The sequence below is a fragment of the Oerskovia sp. PE-21s genome (assembly GCF_056158145.1).
Window position 1 is genome coordinate 553,741 of the sequence record NZ_JBUXJM010000003.1, and the last position, 14,855, is coordinate 568,595.

Consider the following 14,855-nt stretch of genomic DNA (forward strand, 5'->3'; position numbering starts at 1 on the left):
GCTCGTCTGCGCGGCCCGGGGGGCGGGACGGGCGCCGGGACCGCGCGCCGGGTCACTGCTCGTCGTCCGTGCCGCCCCACCGGCCGAGCCGCTGGACGAGCATCGCGATCGCGACCGGGCCAGCGGTCGAGGTCCGCAGCACGTGCGGGCCGAGGCGCGCGGTGCGCGCACCGGCGCCGGTCAGCGCCTCGACCTCCTTCTCGGAGATGCCGCCCTCCGGCCCGACGACGACGAGCACCTCGGGCGCTCGTCCCGCCGCGGCCACGTCCTGGGACGCGGGGACCGGCAGGGCCACCTCGGCGAGCGGGACGAACGCCTCCTCGTGCAGCACGATCACCGCGCCGCCGGCCTCGACGACCTGACGGGTGCGCTCGACGAGCCCGCGCGTGTCGATCGCGAGGTCGACCCGGGGAAGGCGGGCGCGCCGCGCCTGCTTGGTCGCGGCGCGCACGGTCGCGAGCCAGCGGGCACGCGACTTGGCGGCACGGTCCCCACGCCACACGACGATCGAGCGCTCGGCCTGCCACGGCACCACGGCGTCGGCCCCGACCTCGGTCGCGGCCTCGATCGCCATCTCGTCGCGGTCGCCCTTCGCGAGGGCCTGGACCAGCGTCACGACGACGTCGGGTGCGGGCTCCTCGACGACCTCGTCGACGCGCAGGCGGACCCCGGAGGGCTCGACGCCCTCGATGGTGCACCGCAGGCGAAGGCCCTCGCCGTCGACGACGTCGACCGCCTCCCCGACACCGCGCCGCTGCACGACACCCGCATGACGCCCCTCGGCGCCGTCGAGCACGTAGAGCGATCCCGCGGGGAAGCCCGCGAGGCCGCTCGCGGCCCCGCTCTCAAGCGAGCTGCTCGCCTCCGCGAGGAAGACCGGCGCGCTCACGCTCAGCGTCCCGAGAGCTTGTCGCGCAGCCGGGAGAAGACCCCCGGGTGCGCGGCGGACAGGCGCGGGTCGGGCCGCTCCTCGCCGCGAGCCTTCGCGAGCGAGCGCAGCAGCTCCTCCTGCTCCTCGTCGAGGCCCGTCGGGACCTGGACCTCGACGTGCACGTTGAGGTCGCCCCGGCCGCCGGTGTGCAGGTGGCCGACGCCGAGGTTCTTGAGCGTCACGATCTGACCGGGCTGCGTCCCGGGGCGCAGGTCGATCTCCTGCGGGCCGTCCAGGGTCTCGAGCTCGAGGACCGTGCCGAGGGCCGCAGCCGTCATGGGCACCTGGAGCGTGCAGTGCAGGTCGTCGCCGCGGCGCACGAAGACCTCGTGGTTGCGCTCGCGGATCTCGACGTACAGGTCGCCCGCGGGACCGCCCGCGGGGCCGACCTCGCCCTGCGACGTGAGCTTGATGCGGGTGCCGGTGTCCACGCCCGCAGGGACGTTGACGGTCAGGGTGCGACGGCTGCGCACGCGCCCTTCGCCCGCGCACTCGGCGCACGGCTCGGGGATCACGGTGCCGAAGCCCTGGCACGCGGCACAGGGGGCGGTCGTCATGACCTGGCCGAGGAACGAACGCGCCACACGCTGGACGGTGCCGCGGCCGTTGCACACGTCGCACGTGCGGGGCGACGTGCCGGGTCGACAGCACGAGCCCGAACAGGTGCCGCAGATCACCGCGGTGTCGACCTGGAGCTCGCGGCGCGCCCCGAAGGTCGCCTCCGAGAGGTCGATGTCGAGACGCACGAGGGCGTCCTGGCCACGACGGGCACGCGGGATGGGGCCGGTCTGCGCCTGGCCTCCCCCGAAGAACGTCTCGAAGATGTCCTGGAAGCCGAACCCTCCGCCCATGCCGCCGCCGGCGGCCGACGGGTCCGAGCCGAGGTCGTACTGCTGGCGCTTGTCCGGGCTGGACAGCACCTCGTAGGCGCGGGACACGTCCTTGAACTTGTCCTCGGCGGCCTCGCCCGCGACGTCAGGGTGCAGCTCACGGGCCAGCTTGCGGTAGGCCTTCTTGATCTGGTCCTGGCTCGCGTCCCGGGGCACGCCCAGGATCTCGTAGTAGTCGCTCACAGGTCACTCTCTACTAGCGCACGCCGATCCAGGACCGGCGACTTCCGACAACACCGTGCGGCGACGACCAGGGTCCGAGGACCAGGTCGAGCACCCGCCGGCGCAAGAACCGAACTCATGTGGTCAGGACGCGCGACAGGTACCGCGCGACCGCGCGGACCGAGGCGATCGTCCCGGGGTAGTCCATGCGGGTCGGTCCGATCGAGCCGATCAACGCGACCGAGTCTCCCTCGTTACCGTATCCGCTCGTCACGACCGACGTTTCGACGAGCCCTTCGAGCTGCGTCTCGTGACCGATGCGCACGCTCACCCCGGACTCCGCGGCCATCTCCGTCAACAACCCGAGCAGCACGACTTGTTCCTCGAGCGCCTCGAGGACGGGGCGCAGCGCGTGCTCGAACCTCATGCCGACCCGGGCCAGGTTGGCGGTGCCGGCGAGCACGATGCGCTCCTCCGACTCCTCGGACAGCGTCTCCTCGACGAGCAGCGCGAGCGAGCGCGCGAGGTCCCTGTCCTCGGGGCGGAACTCCTCCGCGACGTCGGCGAAGCCCTTGCCGAGCTCAGCGAGACGCTTGCCGGCCGCGACGGCGTTGAGCCGCGAGCGCAGCTCGGCGAGCGTGGCCTCGTCCGGCGCCTGGGCGACCTCGAGGGTGCGCTGCTCGACGCGGCCCGTGTCCGTGATGATGACCACGAGCAGGCGCCGGTCGCCCACCGGGACGAGCTCGAGGTGCCGCAGGCCAGACCGGCGCAGCGACGGGTACTGCACCACGGCGACCTGGCCCGTGAGCTGGGCGAGGAGACGCCCCGCCCGGGCGACCACGTCGTCGAGGTCCACGGCCTCCGACAAGAACGTCTCGATCGCGCGCCGCTCGGGCGAGGACAGGGGCTTGACCGTCGAGAGCTTGTCCACGAACAGGCGGTAGCCCTTGTCCGTGGGGATGCGCCCGGCCGACGTGTGGGGCTGGGCGATGTAGCCGTCCTCCTCGAGGGCGGCCATGTCGTTGCGGATCGTGGCCGGGGACACGCCCAGGCGGTGGCGTTCGGCCAGGACGCGGGATCCCACCGGCTCCCTCGTCAGGACGTAGTCCTCGACGATGGCACGCAGCACGTCGAGCCGTCGTTCCTCGCTCATGACCACCTCCTGCCGATCGTCGCGCGTTCTCGCACTCTCCACCGTCGAGTGCTAATTCTACGCGGTGGCCGGAGGCGCGGGGTGCGACGTGCACAGGGCCCTCACGGGGTCTTCCCGTTCGGGTCCGGGCCAGTACGGGACACCGAGACGAGGCCTCTGCCGTCGGGGCGGGCCGTCAGGCGACGGCCCGCCCCGCCGATCAGTCGTAGTAGTGCACGCTCTTACGGATGTGCTCGGCGAAGTTGTAGATCTCCTCCGGCGTCTCGATCGCGTGTCGGGTCTCGTTCTTCTCCTCGTCGAACAGCCCTACGTACTTCTGCCCCGTGTTGAAGTGAAGACGGGCGAGCGGCTTGCGGTTGTTGTCGTCCAGCAGGATGCCCATGTAGCTCTTCGTGTCTCGATGCACGATCCTGCTCGGCGGAACCTCGCTGCATGCAATGGCTCGGACAATCTGGAACCCCTCGAGTTCCTCGAACGTCGTCACGATCCCGCGATCGGCTTCTTCGACGGCCTCCGCAACACTCTCTCGCGCCGCCGACTCACCGGTCAGCGGGGCGGCGGACTCCGCGTACCCCTGTCCGCCGAGTGCGGCCTTGAGACGCTCGTTGACCTGGTCCGCGAGGAATTGCTTCATCGCCTTGGTGACGAGTGTGCGGAACTGCTCGCGCACCTTCTGGGTGATCGAACCCTCGTACACGCGGCCGGTGAGGGCCTTCACCCACTCGGCGTCCGGTTCACGGAACTGCACCGCAAGAGCTCGCTTGAGAGCGCCGATGTATTTCAGTTCTTCAGCGGCACTCACCACGGACTCGAGGTCGAACGAGTCCTTCGTGAGCTTCTGGATCTCTGGCACCAGCGAGTCGTCGAGGTCGGAGAGGTCGAGTTGCAGGAAGGGCTTGTCGTCCATCCTGTTCGGTCGGTCGAGATCGGTGAAGAAGTGGTAGTTCTCGCCGTTGGTCAGGACTGCGATTCGTGCGTTCGTCGTCGCGAAGTACCGAAAGAGCTGGGACGCGTGGTTGATCCCCAGCGGGCTGCCGACCGTCTTCGCCTCGATGAGGATCTGGACCTCGCCGTCCTTGACGATCGCATAGTCGATCTTCTCGCCCTTCTTCGTCCCGACGTCCGCCGTGAACTCGGGAACGACCTCGTTCGGGTTGAACACGTCGTATCCCAGGACGAGTGAGATGAACGGCATGACGAACGCGTTCTTGGTCGCCTCCTCGGTCTGGATCGAGGCCTTCTGCTGACGAACCTTGGTTGCCAACGAGGCAAGACGCTCCGCGATTTCCAACCGAATCACCTATCTCGACGTAGTGTGTGGTGGCCGCAGCATAGCGGGCCGGCAATCGAGAGGGACGATTGCTCGCGAACTTCACCCACAATTCACAGATCGCGCAGCCCGGCTCGCCGGTCGAGCATTCCCGTGAGAGGCACGTTCAGACGTCGGGTTCGTCCGTGCCGAGCAACCAGTCGCCGCACCCGACGACGCAGCCCGCGCCCCGCCGTCGGGCCCTGGGCGCTCACCGGGCCTCATCGCGCCGTCCACGCCGCGCCGGACGGCGGCGCTCACAGAGCGGACGTCACCTTGCCCTCGGGCGCTGCCTGTGCGTGCCGCGCCCGCAGGTCGACGACCGCGACCACGAGCGAGACCGCGACCAGGGCGACCGTGATGAGCATCGCGGTGCTCGCGGCGACGGCTCCCGTCGAGCCGCCCGCCTTGAGCGAGTAGTACGTCGAGAGGACCACGGCGATGCCCATGGCCGATCCCACGCGCTGCCCGAGCTGGAGCATGCTGCCCGCGACTCCCGCGAGCTCGACCGGGACGCGGGCCAGGGTCAAGGTCTGGTTCGGGGAGATGACGGTCCCGCTGCCGATCCCGGTGATCATCATGGTCAGGGCGATGCCCCAGCCTGCGGCCGACGAGTCGTCCCCCGTGGCGCGGATCGCGAGGATCACGCCACCGAGCCCGACGAGCACCACCACGAGGCCCGCGACCACGAGCGGCCGGCCCCAGCGCGCGACCCCGCGACCCGCGAGCCACGACGCCACGCCCGACGCGATCGCGAACGGCATCCCGATGAGCCCCGCGTGCAGCGGCGTGAAGTGCAGGTCGTTCTGCAGGTAGAGCGTCGCGACGAGGAAGATCCCCGTGAACCCCGCGAAGTACGTGATGCCGAGCAGCGTGCCGTTGCGGAACGACGTGAGCGACAGGACCCGCGGGTCCAGGACCGGGGCGCCCGTAGTCCGCTGGTAGCGACGCTCCCAGAACACCGCGGCGACGACCGCGACCGCCCCGAGCGCGAGCCACCACCAGCGCCCGGGGTCGTCGTCCTGGCCCGACGTCGTGACGAACGGCAGCATGACCGCGACCGTCGCGACCGCGATGAGGACGAGGCCCACGGGGTCGAGCCTGCGCGGGCCGGGCCTGCGCGCCGTCACGGGCAGGAACCTGATCGCGAGGGGCAGCACGACCGCGATGATCGGGACGTTGATCCCGAAGATCCAGCGCCACCCGTTCTCCTCGCCCGCGACCTGGAGGATCAGCCCGCCCAGGAGGGGGCCGAGCGCGGTCGAGACGCCGATCGTCGCACCGAACATGCCGAACGCCTTGCCGCGCTCGTACCCCGAGAACATCTGCTGGATGAGTCCGACGACCTGCGGGTTGAGCATGCCCGCGCTCACGCCCTGCAGGAGCCGGGCGATCGCGAGCCACTCGTCGTTCGGCGCCAGGCCCGCCGCGAGGCTCGTGAGCGCGAAGCCCACGAGGCCGACGATGAACAACGTCCGACGCCCGCCCGCGTCCCCCAGGCGACCGGACGGGACGAGCGCGAGACCGAACGCGAGGGTGTAGCCCGCGACGATGAGCTGCAGCTCGGTCGGGCCCGCGTCGAGCGCCTTCTCGATCGACGGGAGGGCGACGTTGACGATCGACACGTCGAGCATGGTGATGAAACCGACCGCGAGGCACAGCCCCAGGACGCGCCACCGCTGGGCGTCGGGCGTGGCCGGGCCGTTCGAAGTGCTCACCGGCCAGTCGTACCACGGTGCGTGGGCCCGCACCCGGCGAGCGGCCCGCGAGGGGCCGGTCCCGTGGTGCCCGGGTCCACGACCTCGCGGGTCGCCGCGCGCCCCTTCCGGGCGCACGGGCGACCACCGCCTAGGGTGAACCGGGTGAGCTTCGATCGCTACGGTTCCGACGTCCTGTCCAGCGCGACCCCCGCCCCGGTCCCCCACCGCCGGCGACCTGTGTCCCGCCCTCAGCCCGCCGAGCGCGGCCTCGTCGTCGAGGACGTCGAGACCGGCTGGGTCGGCGCCGTGGTGCGCGTCGAGAAGTCCGGCGGCATGCACGTCGTCGTCCTCGAGGACCGAGCAGGTCGCACGCGCACCTTCCCCCTCGGCCCGGGCTTCTGGGTCGACGGCGAGCCCGTCGAGCTGACCGCCCCGGTGACCTCGACGGCGCCCGTCGCCCCGACGCGCACCGCGTCGGGCTCGCGGGCGGTGGCGAACGTCCGGGCGCGCGTCGCGCGCGGCAGCCGCATCTGGGTCGAGGGCAAGCACGACGCCGAGCTCGTGGAGAAGGTCTGGGGCGACGACCTGCGCATCGAGGGGGTCGTGGTCGAGCTGCTCGACGGCGTCGACAACCTCGCCGAGGCGCTCAAGGACTTCGGCCCGACGACGGAGCGCAAGGTGGGCGTGCTCGTCGACCACCTGGTCCCCGGCAGCAAGGAGACGCGCCTGGTCGCAGAGGCGCTGCGGGGCGTGCGCCCCGGCACCGTCATGGTGCTCGGTCACCCCTACGTCGACGTGTGGCAGGCCGTTCGGCCCGAGCGCGTGGGACTCGACGTGTGGCCCGTGATCGAGCGTGGCACCGAGTGGAAGCGCGGCATCCTGCGCGAGCTCGGCTGGCCGGCGGCCGAGCAGGCCGACGTCGCCCGCGGCTGGCAGCGCATCCTCGGGACCGTGCGCACCTACGCCGACCTCGAACCGTCGCTGCTCGGCCGTGTCGAGGAGCTCATCGACTTCGTGACGGCCGACTGAGGTCCCGCGTCCGGGACGGCGTACCGAGGGCGCGTCCTGGGTCTCCCCCAGGACGCGCCCTCAGCGGCTCGTCGGCCTACTTCACGATCTTCACGTCGACCGGGTAGCTGGTCGGACGGCCGTTGCTGACGGCCTGGAACGCGATGATGCTGAACACGAGCGACGTCACCCAGACGCCGAAGACCACCAGTCCGGACAGGAAGCCCGGGAGCACCCAGTTCGCGGCGAGCAGGACGAGGGCCACGGGGATCTGGAAGTTGAGCGCCTTCTTGGCCTCGACGTCCACGACGTGGCTGCGCTCGCGGAAGACGAGCCAGATCACGAGCGGGGCGAGGAACCCGAGGATCCCGCCCAGGAGGTGGGACAGGCTCGCCCACGTCTTGGTGTCGGCAGGCGAGAGAGGCGAAGCCGGGGCCCCCTGGTAGCCCGGCGGCGGGTACTGGCCCTGGGGCGGGTACTGGCCCTGCTGACCCGCAGGAGGGCCGTACGAGGCCTGCTGACCTGCCCATCCCTGCTGGCCGGGCTGGCCGGGCTGGGCTCCTGGCGTGCCGTGCTGGTCCGTCGGGGGCACGTACTGCCCGTAGTCGGGGACCTGGTCGGAAGGGTTCTGGCTGCTCATCGGGGCCTCTCTACGGACGGACCGGACCGTTCAGGACGGACCGGGCGCCTCACGCTAGCCGGTCCGGCGCACCCGCGGCCACCGTGCCCGTCACCCGACCGAACCGGTTCACCCGGCAGACACCCGGCGCTCGCCCGTGGGCAGACGACGACGGGCCGTCCCGCCCCCGAGATGGGGGTGCGGCACGGCCCGTCGTCGGGAAGGGTGCGAGGTCAGACGGGCTGCTCGTCCACCAGACGCCGGTAGGCGTAGGCGACCGCGATGTACGACAGCGGGATCGTGACCAGCAGGCCGACGAAGCAGACCAGGAATCCCAGGATGTTGATCCCGAAGAGCGCCAGGAGCAGCAGGAAGACCGACCCGAAGTTCTTCGCGACGAGCGACCAGCTGGACTTGATCGCGGTGATCGCGTCCTGCTCCTTGTCGAGGGTGAAGTAGTAGACGAACGCCGAGAAGATCGCGACCGCGATCCCGGGCAGGATGCACAGGATCGTGCCGATGATCGTCATGACGGCCACGAGGAACGCGGCCAGCAGGACGTTGCCGACGTTGGCGATCCGGAAGAACGCCGAGACGTCGGGCTTGCGGCCCTGGGTCTCGTCCAGAGCGCCTCGGGAGTAGAACGCGGCGATCAGGTAGCTGATGATCACGCCGATGATCGTCAGCAGGACGCCGACGAAGCTCAGCCCCAGCGCCTCGGCCATGTTCGTGTCCGAGAACCCGTCGGTGCGGTAGTCGGTGAACCGGTCGAACCCGCCCGAGATCCAGTTGAAGACCGCGTTGATGACCAGGAAGATCAAGGCCGCGAGGATCCACGGCCACGGGTTGGCCCAGAACTTCTTCCACCCGAAACCGATCGCGTCACCCACCGAGAACGGGGCAGCACCCGCGTACGCCGGCTGGCCTGGCGGCGGGTAGGCGCCAGCGGGCGGCGGGTACGCGCCTGAGGGCGGCGGGTAGGCGCCCGCGGGCGGCAGGTACGGAGGCTGCTGGCCGCCGGCGGGAGCGCCGTAGGGCTCTGCCGGGGGCGGGGTCGGTGCGCCGTACGGCGGCGCGGCCGGAGGACCTGGCTGCGCCGGCGGGGTCGGCTGGGCGGGTGGCGTGGGCTGAGCCGGTGGCGTCGGCTGGGCGGGTGGCTGCGTGGGCGGCGTCACCGGGGGCTGGGCAGGCGGCTGGCTCGGCGGTACCGGATCGGACGGCGGTGGTGCGGCGGCGCCCGGGTCCGGAGTGCTCGCGTACGGGTTCTGGGGCGTCGGCTCGTTCTCTTCCGGCGGCGGCCCGCCTGCGGTGTTGTCGCTCATCGTGATCCCTCGGGTCGGCGGGGTGCGGCAAGCCACACTGTGAACGGACTGTGACGATCGAACATTTCACAGATCACCCTCCACGATGGGGCGTTCGGTCCATTCCCGCCACAGGAAGCGCAGCCCGCGCGAAGCGCCGCCCGTCGGCGCCGCCGCGGCGTCAGGAACCGCGGAGCGCGGCCGCCTGCGTGAGACCGCCCGCGACGACCCCCGCGTAGAGCGAGGCGCCCTCGCCCGTGGGGTGCACGCCGTCGGGCCCGAGGAGCGCAGGCTGGGCCCCGACCGCGCCGCTCCAGTCCGCGACCACGACGTTCCCCCAGCGCTGGGACGCGCCGACGAGCTCGGCGTTCGTGACGGGCACCCAGGACCTGTCGGCGTACCCCGTGACGAGCACGACCGTGTGGTCGGGGCCGATCGCGGCGAGGACCCTGTCCATCATCGCGGCGTCCACCGTGCTGTTGGTCCCGAGCGAGAGGACGACGTACGGCCGGAGGTTTCCCGCCGCGCGGACGGCGTCGACGAGACCGACGGCGTCCTTCATCTGGCGGGCCACGGCGCCGTCGATCAGCACTCCGGGGAGCGAGGTGGTCAGGGCCGGTGCGCTCGCGAGCGTGACCGAGTCGCCGATGATCGTGACCTGGTCGCCGGGCGGGGGCGTCGGGGCGACGGCCGGGGCCGGCGCTTGCGGCGCGGCAGGCTCTGCGGGCACCGGGGCCACCTCCGGGGCCGGTTCCGCCGCGGCGGCGCCACCGGGCTGCTGGGTCTGCGCGGCGACCTCCTGTCCCGCGCGGATCTGCGCCTCGAGAGACGACGTCGCGGGGGCACGCACGAAGCCCGTGACCGCGAGCCCGACGACGACCACGACGCCACCGACCGTGAGCCACCCGCGGACGGGCAACGGGTTGCGACCCGATGCGCCGCGTCGGAGCCACGCCACCACGGTTCGCACGTAGCCGCCCAGACCACGCCCCATGACAGGGCGCTCGACGTATCGGTAGGACAGCGCCGCAGCACCGAACGTCACGACGGTCGCGGCGAGCGCGACCCACGGGCCGGGGCTCGCGTACAGCCCACCGCCCCCGGCGAGCGCGGCGGCCAGGACGAAGACCGGCCAGTGCCACAGGTACAGGCCGTACGAGCGCGCGCCCACCCAGCCCACCGGCCCCCGGTCCAGCTGCTTGCCGAGGCCCGGTGCGTGCAGCACGAGGTTGACGACCCCCGCCGTCGCGAGCGACACGGCGAAGAGGCCGCCCCGGTAGGTGAGGTCGTCGTCCCACGGCATCCAGAACATCGCCGCGACCAGGACCACCGCGCCCGCGATCCCCGTGGCGGCGACGAACAGGGTTCCCTTGCGCGTCGTGGTGCGCGGCGACTCCCGGACGAGGGTGGGGCGTCCGGTGCGCAGGTGCCAGAAGGCCAGGAACGCACCGATCATCAGCCCGAACAGGTGGGTGTCGGTACCGAAGTAGACCCGTGTCGGGTCCGTGCCGGGCGAGTAGAGGAACGCCATCGCGACGGCCGACCCCCCGGCCAGCACGCCCGCCAGGACCAGTGCCCTGCGCCGCGTGATCCGCAGCGCGAGCACGGCGAGGACCACGAGGGGCCACACCAGGTAGAACTGCTCCTCGACCGCGAGCGACCACAGGTTCGCGAAGATCTGCGGTGCCAGCCCCCCGGAGTACGTGCTGCCCTGGGCGATGTAGACCCAGTTGCTCGTGAACGTGGCCGCTCCCACCACCTGCGCCCCGATCCCCACCAGGAGATCACCCCCGACGAGCCCCGCGGCAGCCGTGCACACCAGGACGACCAGGCCCAGCGCCGGCAGGAGCCTGCGGGCTCGCCGGACCCAGAACCGGGACAAGGACACGGCCCGCCGGGCACGGAACTCCCGGACCAGGAGCGTCGTGATGAGGAACCCGGAGAGCACGAAGAAGATGTCGACGCCCACGTACCCGCCGGGCAGGACCTGCGGGGCGAAGTGGAAGACCATGACCGAGAGCACGGCCAGCGCGCGCAGCCCGTCGAGCCCGGCGATCCGCCGGTACCGGACCGTCGGTCGCACCGGCCGCGACGGGCGGTGGCCGTCGGCGGCCGGTGGGCTCTGCGGCGGGGGCCCGACGAGGGACCTGTCCGGCGAGTCGAGGTCGAGGTCGGCAGGTCGCAGTCGCTGCCACACGTCGACGCGGTCGGTCGAGGTCCTGGCCGCTCCGGCCTGCGCCCGAGCCGACTGTCCTACCGTCGTCACCCGTCAGTCAGCTCCCGTACCACCGTGTCCGCCAGCAGCCGCCCTCGCAGGGTCAGGACCCCGCGGCCACGGATCGCCGCCTTGCCGTCGAGGAGGCCTGCCGCGACCATGCCGGCCACGTTGCGCCGACCCACCTCGGTAAGGACGCTCAGGTCCAGTCCTTCTCGCAGGCGCACGCCGAGCATGACGCGCTCGAGATGGGCCTCGGCCACCGTCAGGAGCTCCCGGCCGGCCGCCGGGCTGCTGCCCGCCTCGAGCAACGCCGCATAGCGCCGCGGGTGCTTCACGTTCCACCATCGCACGCCCTCGCGGCCGCCCGACGCAGGCTGGGCCGAGTCGTCGGCCGAGTCGTCGGACGCGTCCTGGAGATCCTCGGATGACCCCTCGGGGGCCGCCGAACCACCTGTACGGTTCGATGCTCCGCCGATGTACGAGTGCGCCCCGGGGCCGACCCCCCACCAGTCCTCACCGCGCCAGTACGCCAGGTTGTGGCGGCACACGAACGCGGGGTCCGCCCCGACGTCCCCGGGGGCACCGTCGCCCTCAGCCCGCCTCGCCCAGTTGCTGACCTCGTACCACTCGAGCCCGGCCGCGGTGAGCAGCTCGTCCGCGAGCTCGTACTTCTCGGCCTGGTCGTCCTCGCTCGGCAACGAGATGTCCCCGCGGCGCACCTGCGCGGCCATCTTCGTCCCCTGCTCGACCACGAGCGCGTACGCCGACACGTGATCGACACCGGTCGCGAGCGCTGCCTCGAGGCTCGTGCGCCAGTCGTCGATGCTCTCGCCGGGGGTCCCGTAGATCAGGTCGAGGGACACCGCGAGGCCCGCGTCGCGCGCCCAGCGCACCACGTCAGGGATGCGCCGCGGGTCGTGGGTCCGTTCGAGCGTCGCGAGCACGCGCGGCACGGCCGACTGCATCCCGAACGACACCCTCGTGAAACCCGCCTCCGCGAGCTCGGCGAGCGACTCGGGGGTCACCGAGTCGGGGTTCGCCTCGGTCGTGACCTCGGCGCCCGGCGCCAGGCCCCACGCCTCGCGCACGCCCGCGAGCATGCGCCCCAGGTCGCCGGCCGGCAGCAGCGTCGGGGTGCCGCCGCCCACGAACACGGTCGAGACCGGGCGCGACGCCAGCCCGGCGCGGTCCATGACCCGGGCCGCCAGGTCGATCTCGCGCAGCGCCGTGTCCGCGTAGGAGGCCTGGCTCGCGCCACCGCCCAGCTCGGAGGCCGTGTAGGTGTTGAAGTCGCAGTAGCCGCAGCGCACGGTGCAGAACGGCACGTGCAGGTACACCCCGAAGTCACGACCCGCGTGGTCGTCCGCCCCCGCACCAGGAACCGCACCCACCCACGCGGGGAGAGCGCCGTCGTCGGGCACGGGGATGCCGTCCGGGAGAGCCGGGCTCATGCCCGCCCCCCGGACGCCGCGGAGCGCGCGGCCCCCTGCACATCGAGGACCACACGCTCACGAGAAGAACGGCACCTCACTTCTTGGACTTGTCCTTCGCGTCCTTGCCCCCGCTGCTGCCCGCGCCGTCGGAGGACAGCGCCGCGATGAACGCGTCCTTGGGGACCTCGACCGTACCGATCGTCTTCATGCGCTTCTTGCCCTCCTTCTGCTTCTCGAGCAGCTTGCGCTTACGGCTGATGTCGCCGCCGTAGCACTTGGCGAGCACGTCCTTGCGGATCGCGCGGATGGTCTCGCGGGCGATCACGCGCGCTCCCACGGCGGCCTGGATGGGGACCTCGAACTGCTGGCGCGGGATGAGCTCCTTGAGCTTCTCCGTCATCATGACGCCGTACGAGTACGCCTTGTCCTTGTGCACGATCGCGCTGAACGCGTCGACCGTCTGGCCCTGGAGCAGGATGTCGACCTTCACCAGGTCCGCCGCCTGCTCGCCCGAGAGCTCGTAGTCGAGCGACGCGTAGCCGCGCGTCCTGGACTTGAGCTGGTCGAAGAAGTCGAACACGATCTCCGCGAGAGGCAGCGTGTACCGCAGCTCGACGCGGTCCTGCGAGAGGTGGTCCATGCCGCCCAGCACGCCGCGCTTGCCCTGGCAGAGCTCCATGACCGCACCGATGAACTCGGTGGGGCACAGGATCGTGGCCTTGACGACGGGTTCGCGGATCTCGCCGATCTTGCCGCCCGGGAACTCGCTCGGGTTGGTGACCGTGACGACCGAGCGGTCCTCGAGGGTCACCTCGTAGACGACGTTCGGCGCGGTCGAGATGAGCTCGAGGTCGAACTCGCGCTCCAGACGCTCGCGCACGATCTCCAGGTGCAGCAGGCCCAGGAAGCCCACGCGGAACCCGAAGCCGAGCGCGACCGAGGTCTCGGGCTCGTAGTTGAGCGCCGCGTCGTTGAGCTTGAGCTTGTCCAGGGCGTCGCGCAGGACCGGGTAGTCCGAGCCGTCGATCGGGTACAGGCCCGAGAACACCATGGGCTTGGGGTCGCTGTAGCCGCCCAGCGCGTCCTCGGCCGGCTTGGCCGCGTTGGTGACCGTGTCGCCGACCTTCGACTGGCGCACGTCCTTGACGCCCGTGATGAGGTAGCCGACCTCGCCCACGCCGAGCCCCTTGGTGGGGTGCGGCTCGGGCGCGGACACGCCGATCTCGAGGAGCTCGTGCGTCGCCCTGGTCGACATCATGACGATCTTCTCGCGCGGGTTCAGGCTGCCGTCGACCACGCGCACGTAGGTCACGACGCCGCGGTAGGTGTCGTAGACCGAGTCGAAGATCATGGCGCGCGCCGGGGCGTCGGCGTCCCCCTGAGGGGCGGGCACCTCCTGGACGATGCGGTCGAGCAGCTCCGTCACGCCCATGCCCGTCTTGCCCGAGACCTTCAGGACCGTCGACGGGTCGACGCCCACGAGGCCGGCGATCTCCTCCGCGTACTTCTCGGGCTGCGCGGCCGGCAGGTCGATCTTGTTGAGCACCGGGATGATCGCGAGGTCGTTCTCCATCGCGAGGTACAGGTTCGCGAGGGTCTGCGCCTCGATGCCCTGCGCGGCGTCCACGAGCAGCACGGCCCCCTCGCACGCGGCGAGCGAGCGCGAGACCTCGTACGTGAAGTCGACGTGCCCGGGCGTGTCGATCATGTTCAGGGCGTACGGCACGAGCGGCGCCGACGTGTCGTCCGGGTCGTCCCCCTCCCGCACGGCCCACGGCATGCGCACGGCCTGCGACTTGATCGTGATGCCGCGCTCACGCTCGATGTCCATGCGGTCGAGGTACTGCGCACGCATGGCGCGCGAGTCGACGACGCCGGTGAGCTGGAGCATGCGATCGGCCAGCGTGGACTTGCCGTGGTCGATGTGCGCGATGATGCAGAAGTTGCGCAGCAGCTCGGGCGGCGTCGCCGCGGGCTGGATGCGGGTGCTCAGCTGGGCGCTGGGGATCGGGGACAACGGGGGTGCGCTCCTGTGGTGGGTCAAGACGGGGCGGCGGACGGCGCCCGCCCCTGCGGATCGGTGCTCGACGACGGAGCGTGAGCCGCCGGGACGTGCCCGGCAGGTCGCTGG

11 protein-coding genes are annotated in these 14,855 nt (G+C 71.6%); 1 reads left to right on the forward strand and 10 read right to left on the reverse strand.

All coding sequences use genetic code 11. The features are described from left to right. Positions 1-52: 52 nt before the first annotated feature. The 5 genes from ACZDYF_RS08435 to ACZDYF_RS08455 all read right to left on the reverse strand — a co-directional run bounded on the left by ACZDYF_RS08435 (position 53) and on the right by ACZDYF_RS08455 (position 6,163). The gene (locus tag ACZDYF_RS08435; protein WP_191788979.1) at positions 53-889 is read right to left on the reverse strand and encodes a 16S rRNA (uracil(1498)-N(3))-methyltransferase; all 837 of its coding nucleotides are present in this window, start codon (positions 887-889) and stop codon (positions 53-55) included. A gap of 2 nt (positions 890-891) precedes the next feature. Continuing rightward, positions 892-2,004: a molecular chaperone DnaJ gene (gene dnaJ / locus ACZDYF_RS08440; protein ID WP_191788978.1), complete on the reverse strand. Its 1,113-nt coding sequence runs from the start codon at positions 2,002-2,004 to the stop codon at positions 892-894. Positions 2,005-2,119: 115 nt separating this feature from the next. Continuing rightward, entirely contained in the window at positions 2,120-3,136 is a 1,017-nt protein-coding gene (gene hrcA, locus ACZDYF_RS08445; RefSeq protein WP_191788977.1) for a heat-inducible transcriptional repressor HrcA, read from the reverse strand. A gap of 199 nt (positions 3,137-3,335) precedes the next feature. Next, the gene (locus ACZDYF_RS08450; RefSeq protein ID WP_191788976.1) at positions 3,336-4,427 is read right to left on the reverse strand and encodes a type I restriction endonuclease; all 1,092 of its coding nucleotides are present in this window, start codon (positions 4,425-4,427) and stop codon (positions 3,336-3,338) included. 275 nt (positions 4,428-4,702) lie between these two features. Further along, the gene (locus ACZDYF_RS08455; protein ID WP_475055397.1) at positions 4,703-6,163 is read right to left on the reverse strand and encodes an MFS transporter; all 1,461 of its coding nucleotides are present in this window, start codon (positions 6,161-6,163) and stop codon (positions 4,703-4,705) included. Between the two features lie 144 nt (positions 6,164-6,307). Here ACZDYF_RS08455 and ACZDYF_RS08460 point away from each other — a divergent pair, with 144 nt between their 5' ends. Further along, the gene (locus ACZDYF_RS08460; protein WP_475055399.1) at positions 6,308-7,174 is read left to right on the forward strand and encodes a DUF3097 domain-containing protein; all 867 of its coding nucleotides are present in this window, start codon (positions 6,308-6,310) and stop codon (positions 7,172-7,174) included. Between the two features lie 76 nt (positions 7,175-7,250). On the opposite strand, the gene ACZDYF_RS08465 is transcribed toward ACZDYF_RS08460, so the two are convergent. From ACZDYF_RS08465 to lepA, 5 genes are all read right to left on the reverse strand, one after another. Next, positions 7,251-7,793: a DUF4870 domain-containing protein gene (locus ACZDYF_RS08465; protein WP_475055401.1), complete on the reverse strand. Its 543-nt coding sequence runs from the start codon at positions 7,791-7,793 to the stop codon at positions 7,251-7,253. Between the two features lie 212 nt (positions 7,794-8,005). After that, a complete protein-coding gene (locus tag ACZDYF_RS08470; RefSeq protein WP_475055403.1) occupies positions 8,006-9,094 on the reverse strand; it encodes a DUF2189 domain-containing protein in 1,089 nt (362 codons plus the stop codon). 160 nt (positions 9,095-9,254) lie between these two features. Further along, positions 9,255-11,339: an acyltransferase family protein gene (locus tag ACZDYF_RS08475; RefSeq protein WP_475055405.1), complete on the reverse strand. Its 2,085-nt coding sequence runs from the start codon at positions 11,337-11,339 to the stop codon at positions 9,255-9,257. Continuing rightward, positions 11,336-12,742: a radical SAM family heme chaperone HemW gene (gene hemW, locus ACZDYF_RS08480; RefSeq protein WP_475055407.1), complete on the reverse strand. Its 1,407-nt coding sequence runs from the start codon at positions 12,740-12,742 to the stop codon at positions 11,336-11,338. Before hemW ends, ACZDYF_RS08475 begins: the two co-directional genes overlap by 4 nt. Positions 12,743-12,818: 76 nt before the next feature. After that, positions 12,819-14,741 (reverse strand): translation elongation factor 4, encoded by a 1,923-nt coding sequence (lepA, locus tag ACZDYF_RS08485; RefSeq protein ID WP_475055409.1) that lies wholly within the window; start codon positions 14,739-14,741, stop codon positions 12,819-12,821. Between the last annotated feature and the right edge of the window lie 114 nt (positions 14,742-14,855).

Excerpts from the sequence above, each read along its gene's own strand:
- hrcA (WP_191788977.1), bottom strand. The coding sequence starts at position 3,136 with ATGAGCGAGGAACGACGGCTCGACGTGCTGCGTGCCATCGTCGAGGAC.
- ACZDYF_RS08465 (WP_475055401.1), bottom strand. The coding sequence starts at position 7,793 with ATGAGCAGCCAGAACCCTTCCGACCAGGTCCCCGACTACGGGCAGTAC.
- ACZDYF_RS08470 (WP_475055403.1), bottom strand. The coding sequence starts at position 9,094 with ATGAGCGACAACACCGCAGGCGGGCCGCCGCCGGAAGAGAACGAGCCG.
- hemW (WP_475055407.1), bottom strand. The coding sequence starts at position 12,742 with ATGAGCCCGGCTCTCCCGGACGGCATCCCCGTGCCCGACGACGGCGCT.